The organism is Brenneria goodwinii (genome assembly GCF_002291445.1).
Lineage (GTDB): Bacteria > Pseudomonadota > Gammaproteobacteria > Enterobacterales > Enterobacteriaceae > Brenneria > Brenneria goodwinii.
Map to the genome: position 1 here is coordinate 3,098,036 of NZ_CP014137.1, position 17,075 is coordinate 3,115,110.

16 protein-coding genes are annotated in these 17,075 nt (G+C 53.7%); 5 read left to right on the forward strand and 11 right to left on the reverse strand.

Annotated features, from left to right (window positions below; genetic code table 11):
* Positions 1–48: 48 nt before the first annotated feature.
* The 9 genes from recC to rppH form a co-directional block, all read right to left on the reverse strand.
* Positions 49–3,441: an exodeoxyribonuclease V subunit gamma gene (gene recC, locus ACN28R_RS13810; RefSeq protein ID WP_095834698.1), complete on the reverse strand. Its 3,393-nt coding sequence runs from the start codon at positions 3,439–3,441 to the stop codon at positions 49–51.
* 97 nt (positions 3,442–3,538) lie between these two features.
* A complete protein-coding gene (locus ACN28R_RS13815; protein ID WP_095834699.1) occupies positions 3,539–3,940 on the reverse strand; it encodes a prepilin-type N-terminal cleavage/methylation domain-containing protein in 402 nt (133 codons plus the stop codon).
* A complete protein-coding gene (locus tag ACN28R_RS13820) occupies positions 3,912–4,367 on the reverse strand; it encodes a YgdB family protein (protein WP_236840137.1) in 456 nt (151 codons plus the stop codon). Before ACN28R_RS13820 ends, ACN28R_RS13815 begins: the two co-directional genes overlap by 29 nt.
* On the reverse strand, positions 4,364–4,951 hold the full coding sequence (locus ACN28R_RS13825) for a prepilin peptidase-dependent protein (protein ID WP_095834700.1): 588 nt from the start codon (positions 4,949–4,951) through the stop codon (positions 4,364–4,366). The genes ACN28R_RS13820 and ACN28R_RS13825 overlap by 4 nt, the downstream gene beginning before the upstream one ends.
* Positions 4,945–5,457, reverse strand: a complete 513-nt coding sequence (locus ACN28R_RS13830) for a prepilin peptidase-dependent protein (protein WP_095834701.1) — start codon at positions 5,455–5,457, stop codon at positions 4,945–4,947. The genes ACN28R_RS13825 and ACN28R_RS13830 overlap by 7 nt, the downstream gene beginning before the upstream one ends.
* 255 nt (positions 5,458–5,712) lie before the next feature.
* Positions 5,713–6,507, reverse strand: a complete 795-nt coding sequence (gene thyA, locus ACN28R_RS13835) for a thymidylate synthase (protein WP_048635933.1) — start codon at positions 6,505–6,507, stop codon at positions 5,713–5,715.
* A 36-nt stretch (positions 6,508–6,543) separates the two neighbouring features.
* Complete coding sequence (lgt, locus tag ACN28R_RS13840) at positions 6,544–7,410, reverse strand: prolipoprotein diacylglyceryl transferase (protein ID WP_048635934.1); 867 nt, start codon at positions 7,408–7,410, stop codon at positions 6,544–6,546.
* A gap of 166 nt (positions 7,411–7,576) precedes the next feature.
* Complete coding sequence (gene ptsP, locus ACN28R_RS13845) at positions 7,577–9,823, reverse strand: phosphoenolpyruvate--protein phosphotransferase (protein WP_095834702.1); 2,247 nt, start codon at positions 9,821–9,823, stop codon at positions 7,577–7,579.
* A gap of 12 nt (positions 9,824–9,835) precedes the next feature.
* A complete protein-coding gene (rppH, locus tag ACN28R_RS13850) occupies positions 9,836–10,369 on the reverse strand; it encodes an RNA pyrophosphohydrolase (RefSeq protein ID WP_048635936.1) in 534 nt (177 codons plus the stop codon).
* Positions 10,370–10,694: 325 nt separating this feature from the next.
* On the opposite strand from rppH, the gene ACN28R_RS13855 reads away from it, so the two are divergent.
* The 5 genes from ACN28R_RS13855 (at position 10,695) to ACN28R_RS13875 (ending at position 14,241) form a co-directional block, all read left to right on the forward strand.
* The gene (locus tag ACN28R_RS13855; protein WP_156186710.1) at positions 10,695–10,877 is read left to right on the forward strand and encodes a hypothetical protein; all 183 of its coding nucleotides are present in this window, start codon (positions 10,695–10,697) and stop codon (positions 10,875–10,877) included.
* 189 nt (positions 10,878–11,066) lie between these two features.
* Positions 11,067–11,753 carry a DNA mismatch repair endonuclease MutH gene (gene mutH, locus ACN28R_RS13860; RefSeq protein WP_048635937.1) on the forward strand — a complete coding sequence of 229 codons (687 nt, stop codon included), beginning with the start codon at positions 11,067–11,069 and terminating at the stop codon, positions 11,751–11,753.
* Between the two features lie 81 nt (positions 11,754–11,834).
* Positions 11,835–12,551 (forward strand): TerC family protein, encoded by a 717-nt coding sequence (locus ACN28R_RS13865; RefSeq protein WP_048635938.1) that lies wholly within the window; start codon positions 11,835–11,837, stop codon positions 12,549–12,551.
* Positions 12,552–12,784: 233 nt separating this feature from the next.
* Positions 12,785–12,991 (forward strand): YgdI/YgdR family lipoprotein, encoded by a 207-nt coding sequence (locus ACN28R_RS13870; protein ID WP_082153110.1) that lies wholly within the window; start codon positions 12,785–12,787, stop codon positions 12,989–12,991.
* Between the two features lie 209 nt (positions 12,992–13,200).
* Positions 13,201–14,241 carry an NADP(H)-dependent aldo-keto reductase gene (locus ACN28R_RS13875; RefSeq protein WP_048635940.1) on the forward strand — a complete coding sequence of 347 codons (1,041 nt, stop codon included), beginning with the start codon at positions 13,201–13,203 and terminating at the stop codon, positions 14,239–14,241.
* A 146-nt stretch (positions 14,242–14,387) separates the two neighbouring features.
* Here ACN28R_RS13875 and ACN28R_RS13880 read toward each other — a convergent pair whose 3' ends face one another.
* Positions 14,388–15,815, reverse strand: a complete 1,428-nt coding sequence (locus tag ACN28R_RS13880) for an anion permease (RefSeq protein WP_048635941.1) — start codon at positions 15,813–15,815, stop codon at positions 14,388–14,390.
* Between the two features lie 165 nt (positions 15,816–15,980).
* Complete coding sequence (locus tag ACN28R_RS13885; protein WP_048635942.1) at positions 15,981–17,072, reverse strand: 4-oxalomesaconate tautomerase; 1,092 nt, start codon at positions 17,070–17,072, stop codon at positions 15,981–15,983.
* Positions 17,073–17,075: the final 3 nt, after the last annotated feature.

Here is a 17,075-nt window from a genome sequence, read left to right on the forward strand (position 1 = left end):
AACCGCGGAAGCGTCGGCTCCCGCCTCCTGAAATATATCAGGTATAAATCAAACCAGATTAGAACGGATTGGCGGCAGTAACCAGGTTTGCGCCGCTTCAATAATTTCTTCCATACGCTTTTCATCCAACTCACGGACGATCCGCTGCAGGTAGTAATCTTCGCCCTCGCCCGGCATGCCCATATTGCCTTGCCAAGCCTGTAAAAACTTGGCGCGTGCCTTACTTTGTGTTTCTTCATCCCATTGAATACTATCACTTTCACGGTCATAGCATTGAGCCAGCCAGGCGCTGCCCGACTTGTTCAGCAGCAATAACGGTTTGTTCATCCCTTGCTGGTAGCCCGCCAGCATCAGCTGCAGATATTCCCGCGCCTGTTCGGCGGACATGGGGGCAAAACGCCAGGCGGTGTTATCACGCCCGAACATCCGGCTTTCTCCCTGCCCGCCGGCCAGACAGTAGGCCAGATGCTCCAGCCAGAGGGTAATGCCGTCCGTCATCGACAATTTTCCCGGCCGCCAGCGCAATAGACCATCATGCTGCACCTGAGACAGCCAGCCGCTGACGCGCACGTCATCAAGCTGGATATCGACTTCCAGGCTCTCCGCCGTTTTGCCCGACGCCAGCTCTTCGCGTATTCGTTCCGCCAGCGCCGACATTTCCTGCTGCTGAGTCTGCCAGTATAGTTCGCCAAATGCGCCGTACGGCAACCCGCCCGCCGCACGGATTCGCCGGTATAACCGCTCGGGATCGCCTTGCTCTATCAGGGTGTTAAGCAACTCGGTATTCAGTTGATAGCGGCTCAAGTTATCCACGATAAACGGCTCTTCATCAAGCAGTTCATCATTTTGCAGCATGAAGTTCACGCCGAGCCGAAGTTGGAAGAAAGCCCGAACCGGATGACGATAAAAACGTCTCAGATCGTCCAGACTGACATCGGTATAGCGTTCCAATGGCAATTCCCGATCGAATTCAGGCTGCGACTGCCCCTGCCGGTTCGCCGCTGCCAGCCACTCCGCCGCAAAGCTCTGCGGCACGGGAGGAAGAAAGTTTTTCTCATCAAACGGCATACGGCTATGTTCTTGACACAAATGTTGTGCGACACGTTCCGCGCTGGTATCAATATCCCACTCCCGGTCTTGCGGCAGGCAGTGGCTTTGCGCAATATACTCAACCAGCTCGCTAACCAATACGGAAGGATAACGGCGGGTATTATCCTGTATCGAGCGGCCGATATAGCTGATATAGAGCTTGCGCTGCGCCGAAAGCAGCGCTTCCAGAAACAGGTAGCGATCGTCATCGCGCCGGCTGCGATCGCCGCGCTGAATTTTGCGACCCATCAGATCAAACCCCTGCGGAGGCAACGTCCGTGGGTATACGCCGTCATTCATTCCCAGCAGGCAGACGACTTTGAATGGAATGGAACGCATGGGCATCAGGGTACAAAAGTTGATGGATCCCGCCAGAAAACGCTGGCTGAGCCGTTCCTGATCGAGCCGGCGGGAAAGTTCATCCCGCAGTAGCGAAACGGGAACCAGCTGCGGATAACGGGCCGCGGTTCCCGTGCCGATGATATGCTGCCACTGCTTTTCGATCAGCGCCAACGCCGCTTCGGTGTCGCTGTCCGCATCAAAAAAGGTATCAATCAACTGACGGCATAGAGGCAGCCATTCGGTCAGGGTGCGGGATTGCCGCAAACGATGACGCCATTGGCTAAGCTGCATCAGCAACTCCGCCAGTTGGCCGGCAAGCTCGGCGACCAGACCGCTGGATTCGTCATAGGGCAGCACGCCTTGCCAATCACCGGCATTGCTGTCCATGGCGTAGCCCAACAGCATTCTCGTCAAGCCAAAACGCCAGGTATGCTGCCCGGTGGCCGGCAGCATTAACTCGCGCACATTGTCGTCATCCAGTCCCCAGCGGATACCGGACTCCACCACCCACAGGCGCAAACGCCGCAGCCCCTCTTCCTGAATGCCGAAACGGGCGGCCAGCGCCGGCACTTCCAGCAGGGCCAGAACCTGTTCGGCGGTAAATCGGCTATTGGGTAAATCAAGCAGGCTAATCACCGCCTGTAACGCAGGATGGGCATGGCGTGCCCGCTGATCGGAAATGGCGAAAGGCAGATAGCGCTCTTCAGCCGCGTTGCCAAACACCGCCTGAATAAAGGGCGTATAGCTGTCGATATCCGCCATCATCACGATAATATCGCGGGGGGTAAGCTCTTCGTCGTCGGCCATCATGGCCAGCAATTGGTCGTGCAGCACTTCAACTTCGCGCTGCGGGCTGTGACAGGCGTGCAAATCAATAGAGCGATCGTCCGGCGTCAGCGGACGTTTCCGGCGGCTGGTTTCCAAAGCGGCTTTACTGAGCGCCACCACGCTGTGATCTTCCAACTCCAGGATATCGCGCTGTACCGTTTGCAGCAGGTTGCCGCTATCCACATCGACAAACGCATCCACCTCCTGCACATCGTCAAGCTCGGCAAGCAGATAAAGGTGATCGCGGCCTAACTTACCCCAGGATGCCAATAGCGGGTTATTGACCTGCTGCAGACCTTCCGTATCAAACAGTGAATCAGCCTGCTGCGGATCGCGGAATAGCGGACGATAATCCTCCGCGGGTATGTTGTCCCAGCGATGCAGCCGACGTTGGCGGGATTTCAGCTTGGCCAGAAACTTATAATCCTGAATATCGCTCCAGTAATCGCGGCAGGGATTGGTAAACAGCAGATGAACGTCAATATGTCGAGCCAGCGCGCGCAAGGCCTGCAAATAGACGGGCGGCAAGGCGGAAATACCGCAGATAAATACGCGTGGCGGCAATCCCGGCGGACAAGCGGCCGCCTGATCCAGCCTTTTAATAAAGCGCTGGTACAAATTGGCGTGGTTCCACTCCGGCTGCCCCAGCTCACGGGTATAATTCAACAGCGCGCGCCAGGATGCCGACTGCCACTGTTGGTTGGCCCCCAAATCGTCAATCTGCCATCCCTGTTGCCACTGTTCGATCCACGTTGGACGATAGATCAGATATTGATCGAAGAGATCGGCGATGCGCCCGGCAAGCTGGTGCAGCTTACGCCGATCGTCATCATCCTGTAGATAGTGATGCAAAGAAGCGAAATCCGGTTGCGCCAATTGCTCAGGCAGCAGGTGCATCAATTTCCAGGTCATGGAATCTTTGCTGAAAGCGCTTTCTTTGGGGATATCAGGCAAAACATGGCGACACATTTCCCACAGAAAAACGCCGGGCAGCGGAAAATGGATGTTGGCGGCGATGCCGAAATGTTCAGCCAGCTCAATCTGCAACCACTGCGCCATACCAGGACTTTGCACCAGGACAACTTCCTGCTGAAAGGGGTCTTCCAGCGGCTGACGTTTAATCAACTCGACCATCAGCCGTTTTAAAATATCCAGCTGATTTGAATGATAAACCGTAAACATTCAGGCTCCTGTCCTGCTGATTTTTGATCCCCTTCATCTTTCAGCGCGCAACGCCGTCGGCGGCGGTCTGAAATTGATGGGACTGATTGCTCATCCGCTACGGACGAGGCGGCATAGCTGAAGGCTGACAGAACCAACGGGTGAGCCGCGCCTGATACTGCCGTGGCGTAATCGCCGTTGCCGTCACCCTGCGGCACTCGGCGTTTTGCGGCTGCTCTGCCAGAGTGAAACGCCATCCGTCTCCCGGCATCGTCGCGATTGCATCGAATGTCATACCCGCTTCATAGGCTTCCAACTGCTGAGAAGCCAGACGCCATGCCTGCCGTTGTTGCCACTGATGCAAGAACGACTGTTGCAAAACGCCATGGTATTGCAACAGTCCGAGCAGCGATACCGCAAACAGCAGTGCCGCCGCCAACGTTTCCGGCAGACTAAAACCGCGTTGCGGAAACGCGCGCGTCCGGCCTGTTTCATTCAGCGTCAGCACAGAGCGCGTCATCCTTATCCGGGCAAAAATCCAGCCAGCCATGCGGCACGGGTTGCAGCGTAACATGCTGCGATACCGGCGTTAAGGAGACGACTCGCCGATACAACACCAGCGGACGCGGCGAGGACGGCAGTCGCCCTTCGCCGCGCAATAACCATTGCGCGCCGTCGGAAGCCTTTCTTAGACAGGCTTTCAGCTCTTCGGTTGCAAGCGTCTGGCATTGCCAACGGGGTTCCGCATCGCGCCAGCGCAGGCTCATCGCCCAATTCAGGGATGATAGCGCCTGGTTAAAGGCCCGCAGATAGTGACGTTCATCATTCCCCATATGTATTGCGGCATCAAGCTGACGTTGCAGACCGGACATTAACAGTAACCCGACTATTGATATCAGCATAACCATCGCCAGCGTACTGCCGCCAGACTGGGAGCATTTTTTCACTGGTTGCGCCCCATAATCAAACGGGAGATCTTCTGCCGAATAAGCGGCCGTTTAGTCCAGTACCCCGCTAACTGTAGCTGATACAACATGGCGCCGGGGCGCGCATGCAAACGTTGCAAACGAAATTGCGTGAGCGTCACCTCCTGCGGATCAAAAAGCTTTTCCCAGCGATCCCCCTGCCCCTGGCAGCTGTGCTCTCCGCTTTGGATCTCTAACGCGCCGGCCCGCAGGCGATAACCAAAAGATTCGCCCTCCTGTTGCCCGCCGCCATCCCATCTGCCGTTGCAATTCAGATCATACGATACATTGAGGCAGCTTTGCGCCATTTCCCCCGCATAGTTGCCGATGCTGATGGCTTTCCCCTGACACTCGCCGGCGCAAAATCCCGCCCGGCGAAGATCCTTCTCAATGCCAAAGGCAACCTGGCTGAACAACTGCTCCAGCCTGAAATATTGGGCGCTGTTCTGACTTTGCGTGCGCAGTAGCGGATAGAGTTGTGCCGCAGACAGCATAATCAGACTTCCCAGACTGAGCGCCAGCAGAATTTCCGGCAAGGTAAATCCCCGCTGTTTTATGGTTAACATAGCGGAATAGCCAGAATCTGCGGCGCTTCGCTGCACAAACGCATACGCCCGCGTACCGAGATGACCAGGCGCACCCTCCCCGCCGCATTGGTCAGCGTAATATGTCCGGCCCGCGCCGCATTGCGCAGGCCGTAGAAGGTGAAGGCATCGCCGGTGGACTGCGTTACGGCAAGATCTTTGGCCGCGCGCGTAAATTGTTGCCCATGATCGTCACAGCACCCGGAGCAACCGCTCACATGACGTTCACCCTCCGTATCGCTATCCATGCACCAATACTCCCCTTGTTGTATAAGCCGAACCGTATGGGTTTCATTGCGCCAGTACGCCCTGGCCTGAACCCGGTTTAAAAAATCCAGCAGTTGCCGCGCGCCCTGCTCCAGACGCAACGCCTGTTGATAACCGACCCAGGCATGCAGGCCGCCGCCGGCCAGTAGCGCCACAATGCTCATGACCACTAATAATTCCAGCAAGGTAAATCCCCGCGATTGTCGTCTGATGATTTTCATGCCGTCAGTGTGGATTTTTTAGCGAATAAAAACAGGGCGTTAATCTTTTTATACGTAGCGATACGCAATATTTTATTGCAACGATGCAACGGCAGGGAAAAGATGCGGGAAGGCCGGGTTCGACTTTCAGCTAGTGCGTTGATATCAGGAAGATTCCTGCCTGCGCAGGAATAACGGATTGGGATTCGCCAGCGCCGAGGCTATTTTCGTCGACAGTCTAAAGACCGCGCAAGCGGCCTTTCAAACTTAACCACATCAAATCGCCACCGGCGCTTTAATCGCCGGATACGGATCGTAGCCTTCGATTTCAAAATCTTCAAAGCGGTAATCAAACAGCGTATCGGGACGGCGTTTAATCACCAGCTTCGGCAAGGCGCGCGGTTCGCGGCTCAGTTGCAGATGGGTTTGTTCCATATGGTTGTTGTAAAGATGGGTATCGCCGCCCGTCCAGACAAAATCCCCGACTTCCAGATCGCACTGCTGCGCGACCATATGCACCAGTAACGCATAGCTGGCGATATTGAAAGGCAGACCCAGGAAGACATCGCACGAACGCTGGTAAAGCTGGCAGGACAATTTACCGTCGGCAACGTAGAACTGGAAAAACGCATGGCACGGCGCCAGCGCCATCTTGTCCAACTCGCCGACATTCCAGGCTGAAACAATAATACGGCGGGAATCGGGATCCTGTTTTAGCTGAGTCAGCACGTTTTTCAACTGATCGATCTGACGTCCGTCGGCCGCGCCCCAGGCGCGCCACTGTTTGCCGTAAACCGGCCCGAGATCGCCGTTCTCATCCGCCCATTCGTCCCAAATACTCACTTTGTTATCATGCAGATAGGCGACATTGGTATCGCCATTCAGGAACCACAGCAGTTCGTGAATAATGGAACGTAAATGGCAACGCTTGGTCGTTACCAGCGGAAAACCTTCCTGTAAATTGAAACGCATCTGATGACCGAAAATCGATACGGTTCCGGTGCCCGTACGATCGGCTTTCGGCGTTCCTTCCTCAAGCACTTTTTTCATCAGATCCAGATACTGTTTCATACTACCTCACCACGAATATTGAAAAATTACGGTCGACTATTGCTGCGCAGGCTGGCGGCGATAGGCCCAGACCATCATCAGGATACCTACTATTACCATAGGCAACGACAGGAGCTGCCCCATACTGAGGATATTGCTGAACAGCCCCAGTTGGGCATCCGGCTCACGGAAGAACTCCACAATGATGCGGAAAATGCCATAGCCAATCAGGAATAGCCCCGAAACGCTCCCCATTGGGCGGGGTTTGCGGATAAACAGGTTCAGGATGATGAACAGAACGACCCCTTCAAGCAGCATTTCATAAAGCTGAGAGGGGTGACGCGGCAGAAGACCGTACTGGTTAAAAATCGCCTGCCACTGAGGATTGCTGGCCGCCAACGCCAAATCTTCGCTGCGGGAACCAGGAAAGAGCATGGCCCACGGCGTATCGGTGGTCACGCGTCCCCACAGTTCGCCATTGATAAAGTTGCCCATTCGCCCGGCGCCCAGACCGAATGGGATAAGCGGCGCGATGAAATCGGCCACCTGGAAAAAGTGCCGTTTGGTCCGGTGGGCAAACCACAGCATGACGCCGATCACGCCGAGCAAACCGCCATGGAACGACATACCGCCGTCCCAGACTTTGAATAAATAGAGCGGATTATCCAGAAATGACGGAAGCGCATAGAACAGGACATAGCCCAGACGGCCACCGACAAACACCCCAAGGAATCCGATGTACAGCAGGTTTTCAACTTCGTCTTTAGTCCAGCCGCTACCCGGTTTGTTGGCACGGCGCGTAGCCAGCCACATGGCAAACACAAACCCAACCAAATACATCAGTCCATACCAGTGCAGCGCCACCGGTCCAATCGAAAAAATCACTGGATCAAACTGGGGAAACGCCAGATAGCTCGTCGTCATCGTTCACCACATATTTTATTGTGTTACCCCGGTTACGGGGCCATCGATATAAAGCCGGATCATTATCCTTCCCGCAAGTCGCGGTTGCGCATCATAGCATAGCGCACCCGCTCCATTGGTTATTCAGATAGGGAAAGTTCTGTAAAACATTTTCAGTATCTATAAATCAGCGGCCGCCCCGGATCAGTCCGCCCAACCCACGCTCTTCGATGAAAAGGGATGCCCATTGACGTACTTCGCCGGCGCTTTCGGCTTTCAGCAATTGTTGCGCCAGCGTCTGCACCTCGGTTGAATCAATCTGGCGCAGCAGGTATTTAATGCGCGCCACGCTGCGCCCATTCATGCTGAGAGAGCGATACCCCAGCCCCATCAGCATTAATGCGCCCAGGGGTTCTCCCGCCATCTCGCCGCACACGGAAACGGGGATATCGTAACGCCGGCACTCGGTTGCAACGATATTCAGCACCTGTAGCATCGATGGATGCAGACTGTCGTACAAAGAAGCGACGTGGGTGTTATTACGATCCACCGCCAGTAAATACTGGGTAAGATCGTTGGAGCCAACGGAAACGAAGTCGACGCGTGAAGCCAGATGCGACAACAGAAAAATCATGGATGGCACTTCGATCATAATGCCGATACGGGGTTTAGGCAGAGGGAACCCCATCAGATCTTCAACCTCGCCCGCCGCCTGGTCGATCAAACGGCGCGCCTCGTCAATCTCATCCAGACTGCTTACCATCGGCAGCAGAATGTTCAGATTGCCCGTACGCGCATTGGCGCGCAGCATGGCCCGAATCTGAATTAAAAATATTTCCGGCTGATCGAGGGTAATACGGATGCCGCGCCAGCCAAGACACGGATTCTCTTCACTGATGGGCAGGTAAGGCAATGGCTTGTCGGCGCCGATATCCAACGTGCGCAATATCACCGGCCGTGAAGGATAGAGTTCCAGCATGCTTTGATATTGGGCCATCTGCTCATCTTCAGACGGGAAGCCGCTCTGAAGCATAAAGGGGATTTCGGTGCGATAGAGCCCTACGCCATCAACCTGATTAATAAAAAATTTCTCATGTTCCGCGCTTAGCCCGGCATTCAGCATCACCTGAATACGCTCGCCGCTTTTCAATACGGCGGGGCGATCCATGTCGTCTTCCGCTAAACGGGTAAGCTCATGTTCTTCAAGTAACAGCCGTTGATATTCCTGCTCCAGCACCGGTTCAGGATCCACCAACAGTTCGCCACGATAGCCATCGATAATCAGCTGCCGCCGATCGAGCAGTTCAGGCTCGATATCCGCGCCGATCAGGGTTGGGATCCCCATGGCCCGCACCAGAATAGCGGCATGCGAATTCGCTGCGCCATCGAGCACCACCACGCCCGCCAGGCGTTCCTGCGGCAATTCCGCCAGCAGCGTGGCCGTCAGTTCATCGGCAACCAGAATGAAGCGTTCAGGCCACTGCCCGATGCTTTGCGCATTATCGTCAAGATGAAACAGCAGCCGTTGGCCCAAGGCGCGCAAATCGCCGGCCCGCTCGCGCAGATAAGTATCCTGCAAGTTGGAAAACTGTGCGGCAAAGCGTTCTATCACCAGCTTGACGGCCCATTCCGCCGCATTACCGGCATCCACCTCCTGAAACAGTTCGCGCTTCAGGCGAGCATCATTCAGCAGGTGGGAATACAAATCGAATATGGCGGCGCTCTCTTTTTGCGCGCCGGCGCTGAAACGCTTACTAAAACGCCGAAACTCAGCGGTGGCGTCTTCCAAAGCCTGCGTCAGCCTGGCGCGTTCCCGCTTGCTGTCCAGGCTTGACGCCGGGAAAACCATATCCAGCGAAGGCTGGGAGCTATCGCGCCAGCCAGGCGCAATCGCTACGCCGGGCGATGCCGCCAGCGCCTTGATGCGCGACAGACGATATTGGCCAAACAACGTTTTAATCTGCGACTGGGAAAGAATGGCGGCCATCTGCGTCGCCAGCGTGACCATAAACGACTCTTCGTTTTTATCAAACTGCCGATGTTCACGCTGCTGCACCACCAACACGCCCAGCAACTGGCGGCGATGGATGACCGGCACCCCCAGAAAAGAGCGGAAATGCTGTTCTTGTACGGCGGGAATATATTTGAAACTGGGATGGGTGCGGGCATCCGCCAGGTTAATCGGCTCGGCGCGCTGCCCCACCAGACCGACCACGCCTTGCCCAAACGCCAGCGTAACGGCGCGTCCGCGTGGCTTTTTCAAGCCGCGCGTCGCCATCAGGTAGTAACATTGATGATCGTGATCGGCCAGATAAATTGAACAGACCTCCGTGTCCATTGCCTGGCAGGTTTCGTTAACCAGAATTTCCAGCGCATCATGAAGGCGGGCCGCCGCCGCTACTTTTTCGACAATTTCTCGCAAGCGCGTGAGCATGATGTGCCTGTATTACCCTCTTTTTCGCCGGAAGCCAGACGACTGAGCCGTCCGAGCCGCGGTATTCTCCTGGAGTTGTATCACCGAGCTGATGAACTCTTTCATTACCCGGCGATAAACATCGCGTTTGAAAGAAACGACCTGACGCACCGGGTACCAGTAACTGACCCAGCGCCAACCATCAAACTCAGGCGTACCACTGCTTTGCATATTGATATCAGACTCATTACACATCAACTGTAGCAGAAACCATTTTTGCTTTTGGCCAATACATACCGGTTTTGTATCCCAACGCACCAAACGCTTCGGTAATTTATAACGTAACCAGCTGCGGGTAGATGCCAGAATACGAACATCTTTTTTCCTTAACCCCACTTCTTCATACAGTTCACGGTACATCGCCTGTTCTGCGCTTTCTCCGGGGTTAATCCCCCCTTGGGGAAACTGCCAGGAGTGCTGACCGTAACGACGGGCCCATAAGACCTGTCCCTGCCGATTACAAATTACAATACCAACATTCGGGCGGTAGCCATCATCATCGATCACCGGACTACCTCGATAGACTTTAATGCAAAGATGACCTGATTGTTTCACACTCCCGGCAGACGGTAAACCACTGCTTGGCACAGTTATCCTTCTAATAAGATTTAGATAACCCACAGACATAACCAAAGTTATAAACATGTAAAGTCCGACATTGCCGTCTTATTCACTATTTCTGTGGACATCTTTGTGCAGAACCCATGAAAAAGTGAGTAAAACTTATTTCTCAGTTGGAAAGCGCGCCGCAGAAAACAAAAAAATAGTTATTATTTTTCATAAAATTAGGCATATTCTTAACAGCTAAATCACTGTGGGAACCGCTGATTGAATGGCTATCGCCGAAACAGTGGCGAAAGATCGCACTATGTCGATTTTATCCACAGATACAGTTACCTCATTAGGTAAAAAACAGGCGAAAACAGCAAAATCACCGTGCGTCAAGGCTGTAAATCAAACCAGTAATCCCTCTTTATGCGGGTTATCCAAGAAATCTGTGGATAAGATGGTGTAAGATCCTGTTTATTGTCGGTGTCTACAGGTGCACAGTTTATGAAAACAGATTCAAAGGGCATGGTCACACTGAAAAAAAACACTATGAATCATGCTATTATTAACTTTTTCCCTCAGCTAACCGTCTGTGCATGAATGCGCTGTAAACGCTGTGTTTTTTTTGAACAGAAAAAATCAGGTTATAGACTTTATGAACTCACCTTCCGTGTCCACTACGCCGCCGCAGAATGAGCAGGATCTATTGCAGCGAGCCCGATCGCTTGCGGGTTACAACCTGGCTGAACTGGCGGACATCGCGCGGTTGCCGCTGCCGGCGAATCTGAAACGGGATAAAGGATGGATTGGCATACTGCTGGAACTTTTCCTGGGCGCCAGCGCCGGCAGTAAACCGGAGCAGGACTTCCCCGACATCGGTATTGAACTGAAGACCATTCCCATCGACGAGCAGGGCCGGCCGCTGGAAACCACCTTCGTATGCGTTGCGCCGTTAACCGGCAATAGCGGCGTTACCTGGGAAAGCAGCCACGTTCGGCATAAACTGGCGCGGGTATTATGGATCCCGGTCGAAGGCTCCCGGCGCATTCCTCTGGGCGAACGCCGGATTGGCTCGCCGCTTATCTGGAGCCCCAGTCAGGAAGAGGAAGAGCAGTTGCGCCGCGATTGGGAGGAGTTGATGGACCTGATCGTACTTGGCCGGGTGGAAAGTATCACCGCCCGCCACGGCGAAATGCTACAATTACGCCCCAAGGCGGCAAATAGCCACGTTTTAACAGAAGCGATTGGTGAGTTTGGACAACCGATTCTGACCTTACCCCGTGGATTCTACTTAAAGAAAACGTTCACCGCTCCCTTGTTGGCGCGCCATTTTCTGCTGTAACCCGCGATATTTTAGCTTGCCTGCTCACCAAGTTAGCAGAGTATAATATCGTTTACATTTCGTTTAAGGTACTTTGATATAATGTTCGATTGGATTGTTGATCCGAATGCCTGGTTAGCACTGGGTACGCTAACTATTCTGGAAATCGTTCTTGGCATCGACAACATTATTTTTCTGTCGTTAGTTGTCGCCAAACTTCCCAAAGCTCAACAAAATAAAGCACGTCGTTTAGGGCTTATGGGCGCCATGCTCATGCGTCTGGGATTACTGGCGTCTATCGCCTGGGTTATCCGTCTGACAAACCCTTTGTTCACCATATTAGACAATGATATTTCCATTCGCGACCTGATCCTGTTTTTCGGCGGATTATTCCTGATTTGGAAGTCGAGCAAGGAAATTCACGAAATGGTGGAGGGAAGCTCGGAAGATCATGCCTCCCAGGTGCATTCATTTTGGGGCGCGATCATACAGATCATGCTGCTGGATATCATCTTCAGCCTGGATTCGGTTATCACCGCGGTCGGCCTTTCCGACCATCTGTTTATCATGATGGCGGCGGTGGTCATTGCGGTCGGCGTGATGATGTTCTCCGCCCGGGTCATCGGCGAATTTGTGGATCGTCATCCGTCGGTCAAAATGCTGGCGCTGGCATTCCTGATTCTGGTGGGCTTCACCTTGATTCTGGAAAGTCTTGATATCCATGTACCGAAAGGCTACATCTATTTCGCCATGTTCTTCTCTATGGCGGTGGAAGCGCTGAATCTGCTGCGCGGCAAAAAAACCAAAGCAACGGATTGAATAATCACCAGCGGGTTAGCGTCCGTCGGTGAACGTTGACTATCAACGTCCCGGCGGGCGTGTTTCCTCCCGCTGACACCGGGCAACAGTTCCCCAACTGCCTGAAAGCCCGGCATTAACCGTCTTATCAATTTTTCCCATTATTCTTACTCAACCTTAATAATCTATTTGTTAGACTCGCCCCATAACCTCCTATTTACTGTCGATAACAGGTAATGAAGATGAAAATCCGGATGAAAATAGCGGTAACTCTCGCATTATTATTCACCCTATGTAGCTGCTCCAGTAACTACGTGATCGCCACGAAAGAGGGGCAGATGCTGCTGACGCACAGCAAGCCGGTCCTGGATAAAAACACCGGTTTGCTCAGCTACATCGATGAAGAAGGAAACGAGAAACAAATTAACGGGGATCGGGTTTCCCAGATCATTGAACGTTGACGGTCGAATTTATGCCGCCGGCAGAGTCGTTACCCGATTTTAAACCATAAAGATACTTCCCCACATGGCACGGCTTCGTTATAGTCAAACTCAGGTGTTTTTATACTCGATAGGTTTCAAGGTTCGGGGTTCCAATCCCCGGCAACTTGAAAATGAGGGGTATATATAGGTACGCACCTGCCGTTCTCAGATATCAAAGGAAGCTGGCAATGCTATATCACCGTATTCCCCATAGTGCTTTAGAAGTGAGTGTGCTGAGCCTTGGCACAATGACATTTGGCGAACAAAACAGTGAAGCCGAAGCTCATGCCCAATTGGATCACGCCATCGCCGCCGGCGTTAACCTGATTGACACCGCAGAAATGTATCCGGTGCCTCCACGTGCGGAAACACAGGGATTAACCGAAAGTTATATTGGTTCCTGGCTGAAATCCCGGGGCGGGCGTGAAAAACTGATTCTGGCAAGCAAAGTGGCCGGCCCGGTGCGCGGTAATGATAGCGGTATCCGTCCGCAACAGGCGCTGGATCGTAAAAACATCCGCGACGCGCTGGACGCAAGCCTGACGCGTCTGAACACCGATTACCTCGACTTATACCAATTGCACTGGCCGCAGCGGCAAACCAACTGCTTCGGTAAGCTGAACTACCAATATACTGACGAAAAGCCGGCGGTAACATTGTTGGAAACGCTGGAAGCGCTGAATGAGCAGGTTCGCGCAGGTAAAATCCGCTACATCGGCGTTTCCAACGAAACGCCTTGGGGCGTGATGCGTTATCTGCATCTGGCGGAGAAACACGATCTGCCGCGCATCGTGTCGATTCAGAACCCTTACAGTCTGCTGAATCGCAGTTTTGAAGTGGGGTTGGCGGAAATCAGCCAGCATGAGGGCGTTGAACTACTGGCCTATTCCGCTCTGGCATTTGGCACGCTGACCGGTAAATATCTCAACGGCGCGAAGCCCGCCGGCGCGCGAAATACGCTATTCAGCCGCTTTGTCCGTTACAGCGCCCCGCATACCGAACAGGCTATCGCCGAGTATGTGGCGTTGGCGCAGAGACACGGGTTGGATCCGGCGCAAATGGCTTTGGCTTTCGTGCGCCAGCAGCCGTTTGTCGCCACCACCCTGCTGGGGGCGACGTCGGTCGGGCAACTTCAAACCAATCTTGCCAGTCTGGATCTCACGTTGGATAGAGAAATACTGGACGAACTGGAAGCTATCCACCGTCGTTTTACCATTCCTGCGCCATAGATAGCCGAGGATTCCGGCTACATTGAACCGGAAGCCTTGGGCGATCGTGACTGTACCCGGAAACCGCGCATAACAGACTAATCAACGGGAGCAGGTCAAATGCGACCGGCTCCCTGGCCCGATTCCTTACGCCCCTGGCATTGTCATTATTCCACCAGGCCTAATAACTGCCACCACCCGTAACCAACCGTCATCGTCACGATAAAGCAGACAAACGCGACTACGGCGCCAGAACTCCACCACGTTTTTACATCGCTATAGCCGGCACCAAAGATGATGGGAGCCGCACCGCCGCCATAGTGAGTCAATGCACCGCCGTAAGAATTGGTGGCAGCCAATACGAGCGCCAGCGCCATAGGGTCGGCGCCGGCCACTTTACCGACGGTAAGCAACACCGGAAGCATCGCGACCGCATACGAACTGGCCGAAGCAAAAAAATAACGCACGATGATACTGATAAACCCAATGATAGATAACGTGATATAGGGGTTATTGCCGAAGTCGACATTGTTTTGTATGGTCTCAGCCAACCAGTCGAACAGTTTTGCCTTATTCAGAGCAGTCGCCAGGCCGATGATTCCACCGAACCAAAGCAATGTATTCCAGGCGCCTTTATTGTTGAGAAGGTCATCCCATTTGATGATACCGCACAGTAAACACATGACCGTAGCAACCATGGCGACAGCAGTGGCATCGATTTTGAGCGTTATGCCAAATATCTGTCCAAGGATGGAAGGCAGCGCCCAGCCAAGCAAAGCGAAGATGAATATCACCACTAAGCCTTTTTCACTCCTCGTCATAGGGCCGAGTTCAGCCAGCCCCTCTTCCGCAATCTTTTTGTTATCAATTATCGTCAGTTCGGGCCTGTCCATGTAATAACCGACGGCGGGTACAATCAGCAGCAGCAATAGACCAGGGACGATCATCCCCAACGCCCAAATGCCCCAGTCGAGATGTACACCCAAAATTTTATCGGCGAAATCCGCGGTAAGAAGATTCGGAGCCATCGCCGTAATGAAGATGAAGCTACTGACCTTCATGACAAAGTAAATGTTAGACATCAAATAGGAACCCGCTTTCTTGGATGTTTCACCGGGTTCCGAGCCCAGGGCTTTCACCACCGAAAGAATAATCGGGAACACTATCCCCCCGCTCCGCGCCGTGTTGGACGGCGTGACAGGAGAAATGATGAATTCTAAAAATGCGGTAATATATCCAAGCCGAAGCGTCGTGCCGCCAAAAACCCTGATCATAATAAAAGCAATGCGCCGCCCCAACCCTGTTCTGACAAAAGCGACGCTTATACCGAACGCGGCAAACACCAGCCATACGGTTGATGTCGCATACCCGACGAGAATTTGACTGGTGTTATTAAGGAAAAGGCCCGCAAAGCCTACGGCGCCCAGCAAAACCACGGCTTCCGGCAACGGTTTCAAAATAAGGCCGAAAATAGCCGCCAGATAGAACCCAAATAGACGCCATGAGTCCACAGTCAGTCCGGTTGGCGGCGGGATAAACCATATCGCAAGCGGTATACCCGCCAGGATACACAACTTCCAGATTCTATTTTTCATGTTGTAGATTCTCTTTTTAATATGTAGGGATATCAGAACCTGCTAGTAATCGGTAAATGTCAGTATTGTTGTCCCCCGTTGGTTTAAACCGACCGTTTTCCCATTCCGGATGGTTACGTGCGCCGCCTAAGGTAACCATCCGCATTCATCAATTTCTGGGCATTCTCAGCACAGCGTTTTCCCTGCCCAAATCGAACCTGGAACAGCGACATGGCCGTCGAACAGCAGACGCGCGGTACGTATCAATCCGCTGCTATCCACTTCACCTGCCGGATTACGGCTCAGCAAAACGCTGAATTCTCCGCTGGGATGTTCTACGGAAATATGCTGCCGCCGCGCGTCACCCACGACGGCTACGCCTTCCGCAACGCTACCGGGGAGCAGGCAGGCCGTCGCTACGCTTACCGCGCCAAGCACGCCAATCGAGGCATGACAGCGATGGGGAATGAAAGTACGGGTGGCAATGGCCCCCCCTTCTCTGGGAGGGGCAATCAGCGTCATTTTTGGTACTGTCCGCTGACTGACGTCGCCCAGACACATCATTTCACCGGCTCGCAAACGAATAGCTTCCAGTTGCGCCTTCAACGTCGAGTCCTGATCTAACTGCTCACGACTTTCGTAGCCAGTACGCTGGAGGTCGGCGGCGCGCATTACCACCACCGGCATACCGTTGTCGATACAGGTCACATCGATACCGTTAATGCGGTCTAGCACCCGGCCGGTGGGCAGTAATGCGCCGCAGCTGGAGCCCGCGATATCGCGAAAATTGAGCACCAGCTCAGCGCCGCGGCCGGGTACGCCATCAATGCGCACATTGCCTTCATATTCCACGCCGCCTTCCGGCGTCTGCACGACCGCTTCGGCGATCTGGCCGGTATTTTCCATATAGATACGTACGAGGGTTTGCGCGCCCGAAACCGCCACCAGTCCCTTTTCAATGGCGAACGGACCCACAGCGGCCAGAATATTGCCGCAGTTCTGGCCGTAATCCACCAACGCCTTATCTACGCCGACCTGGGCAAAGAGGTAGTCAACATCCGCGTCGTCACGCCCGGAAGGCTTGATGATCGCGACTTTACTGGTTAGCGGTTCTGCACCGCCAAGTCCGTCGATTTGTCGGGGATCGGGCGATCCCATTACCGCCAGCAGAACGAGGTCCCGTAATGCCGGTTCAGCGGGCAGATCGGCAGCCAGAAAGCAGGCGGCTTTTGAGGTTCCGCCACGCATCAGTACGCAAGGAATATATGTCTGTTTCATGAT

What these genes read in the sequence shown, in the direction of transcription:
- recC (WP_095834698.1), bottom strand. Translation starts at nt 3,441, where the DNA reads ATGTTTACGGTTTATCATTCAAATCAGCTGGATATTTTAAAACGGCTG.
- ACN28R_RS13815 (WP_095834699.1), bottom strand. Translation starts at nt 3,940, where the DNA reads ATGACGCGCTCTGTGCTGACGCTGAATGAAACAGGCCGGACGCGCGCG.
- ACN28R_RS13825 (WP_095834700.1), bottom strand. Translation starts at nt 4,951, where the DNA reads ATGTTAACCATAAAACAGCGGGGATTTACCTTGCCGGAAATTCTGCTG.
- ACN28R_RS13830 (WP_095834701.1), bottom strand. Translation starts at nt 5,457, where the DNA reads ATGAAAATCATCAGACGACAATCGCGGGGATTTACCTTGCTGGAATTA.
- thyA (WP_048635933.1), bottom strand. Translation starts at nt 6,507, where the DNA reads ATGAAACAGTATCTGGATCTGATGAAAAAAGTGCTTGAGGAAGGAACG.
- lgt (WP_048635934.1), bottom strand. Translation starts at nt 7,410, where the DNA reads ATGACGACGAGCTATCTGGCGTTTCCCCAGTTTGATCCAGTGATTTTT.
- ptsP (WP_095834702.1), bottom strand. Translation starts at nt 9,823, where the DNA reads ATGCTCACGCGCTTGCGAGAAATTGTCGAAAAAGTAGCGGCGGCGGCC.
- ACN28R_RS13855 (WP_156186710.1), top strand. Translation starts at nt 10,695, where the DNA reads ATGGCTATCGCCGAAACAGTGGCGAAAGATCGCACTATGTCGATTTTA.
- mutH (WP_048635937.1), top strand. Translation starts at nt 11,067, where the DNA reads ATGAACTCACCTTCCGTGTCCACTACGCCGCCGCAGAATGAGCAGGAT.
- ACN28R_RS13865 (WP_048635938.1), top strand. Translation starts at nt 11,835, where the DNA reads ATGTTCGATTGGATTGTTGATCCGAATGCCTGGTTAGCACTGGGTACG.
- ACN28R_RS13870 (WP_082153110.1), top strand. Translation starts at nt 12,785, where the DNA reads ATGAAAATAGCGGTAACTCTCGCATTATTATTCACCCTATGTAGCTGC.
- ACN28R_RS13875 (WP_048635940.1), top strand. Translation starts at nt 13,201, where the DNA reads ATGCTATATCACCGTATTCCCCATAGTGCTTTAGAAGTGAGTGTGCTG.
- ACN28R_RS13880 (WP_048635941.1), bottom strand. Translation starts at nt 15,815, where the DNA reads ATGAAAAATAGAATCTGGAAGTTGTGTATCCTGGCGGGTATACCGCTT.
- ACN28R_RS13885 (WP_048635942.1), bottom strand. Translation starts at nt 17,072, where the DNA reads ATGAAACAGACATATATTCCTTGCGTACTGATGCGTGGCGGAACCTCA.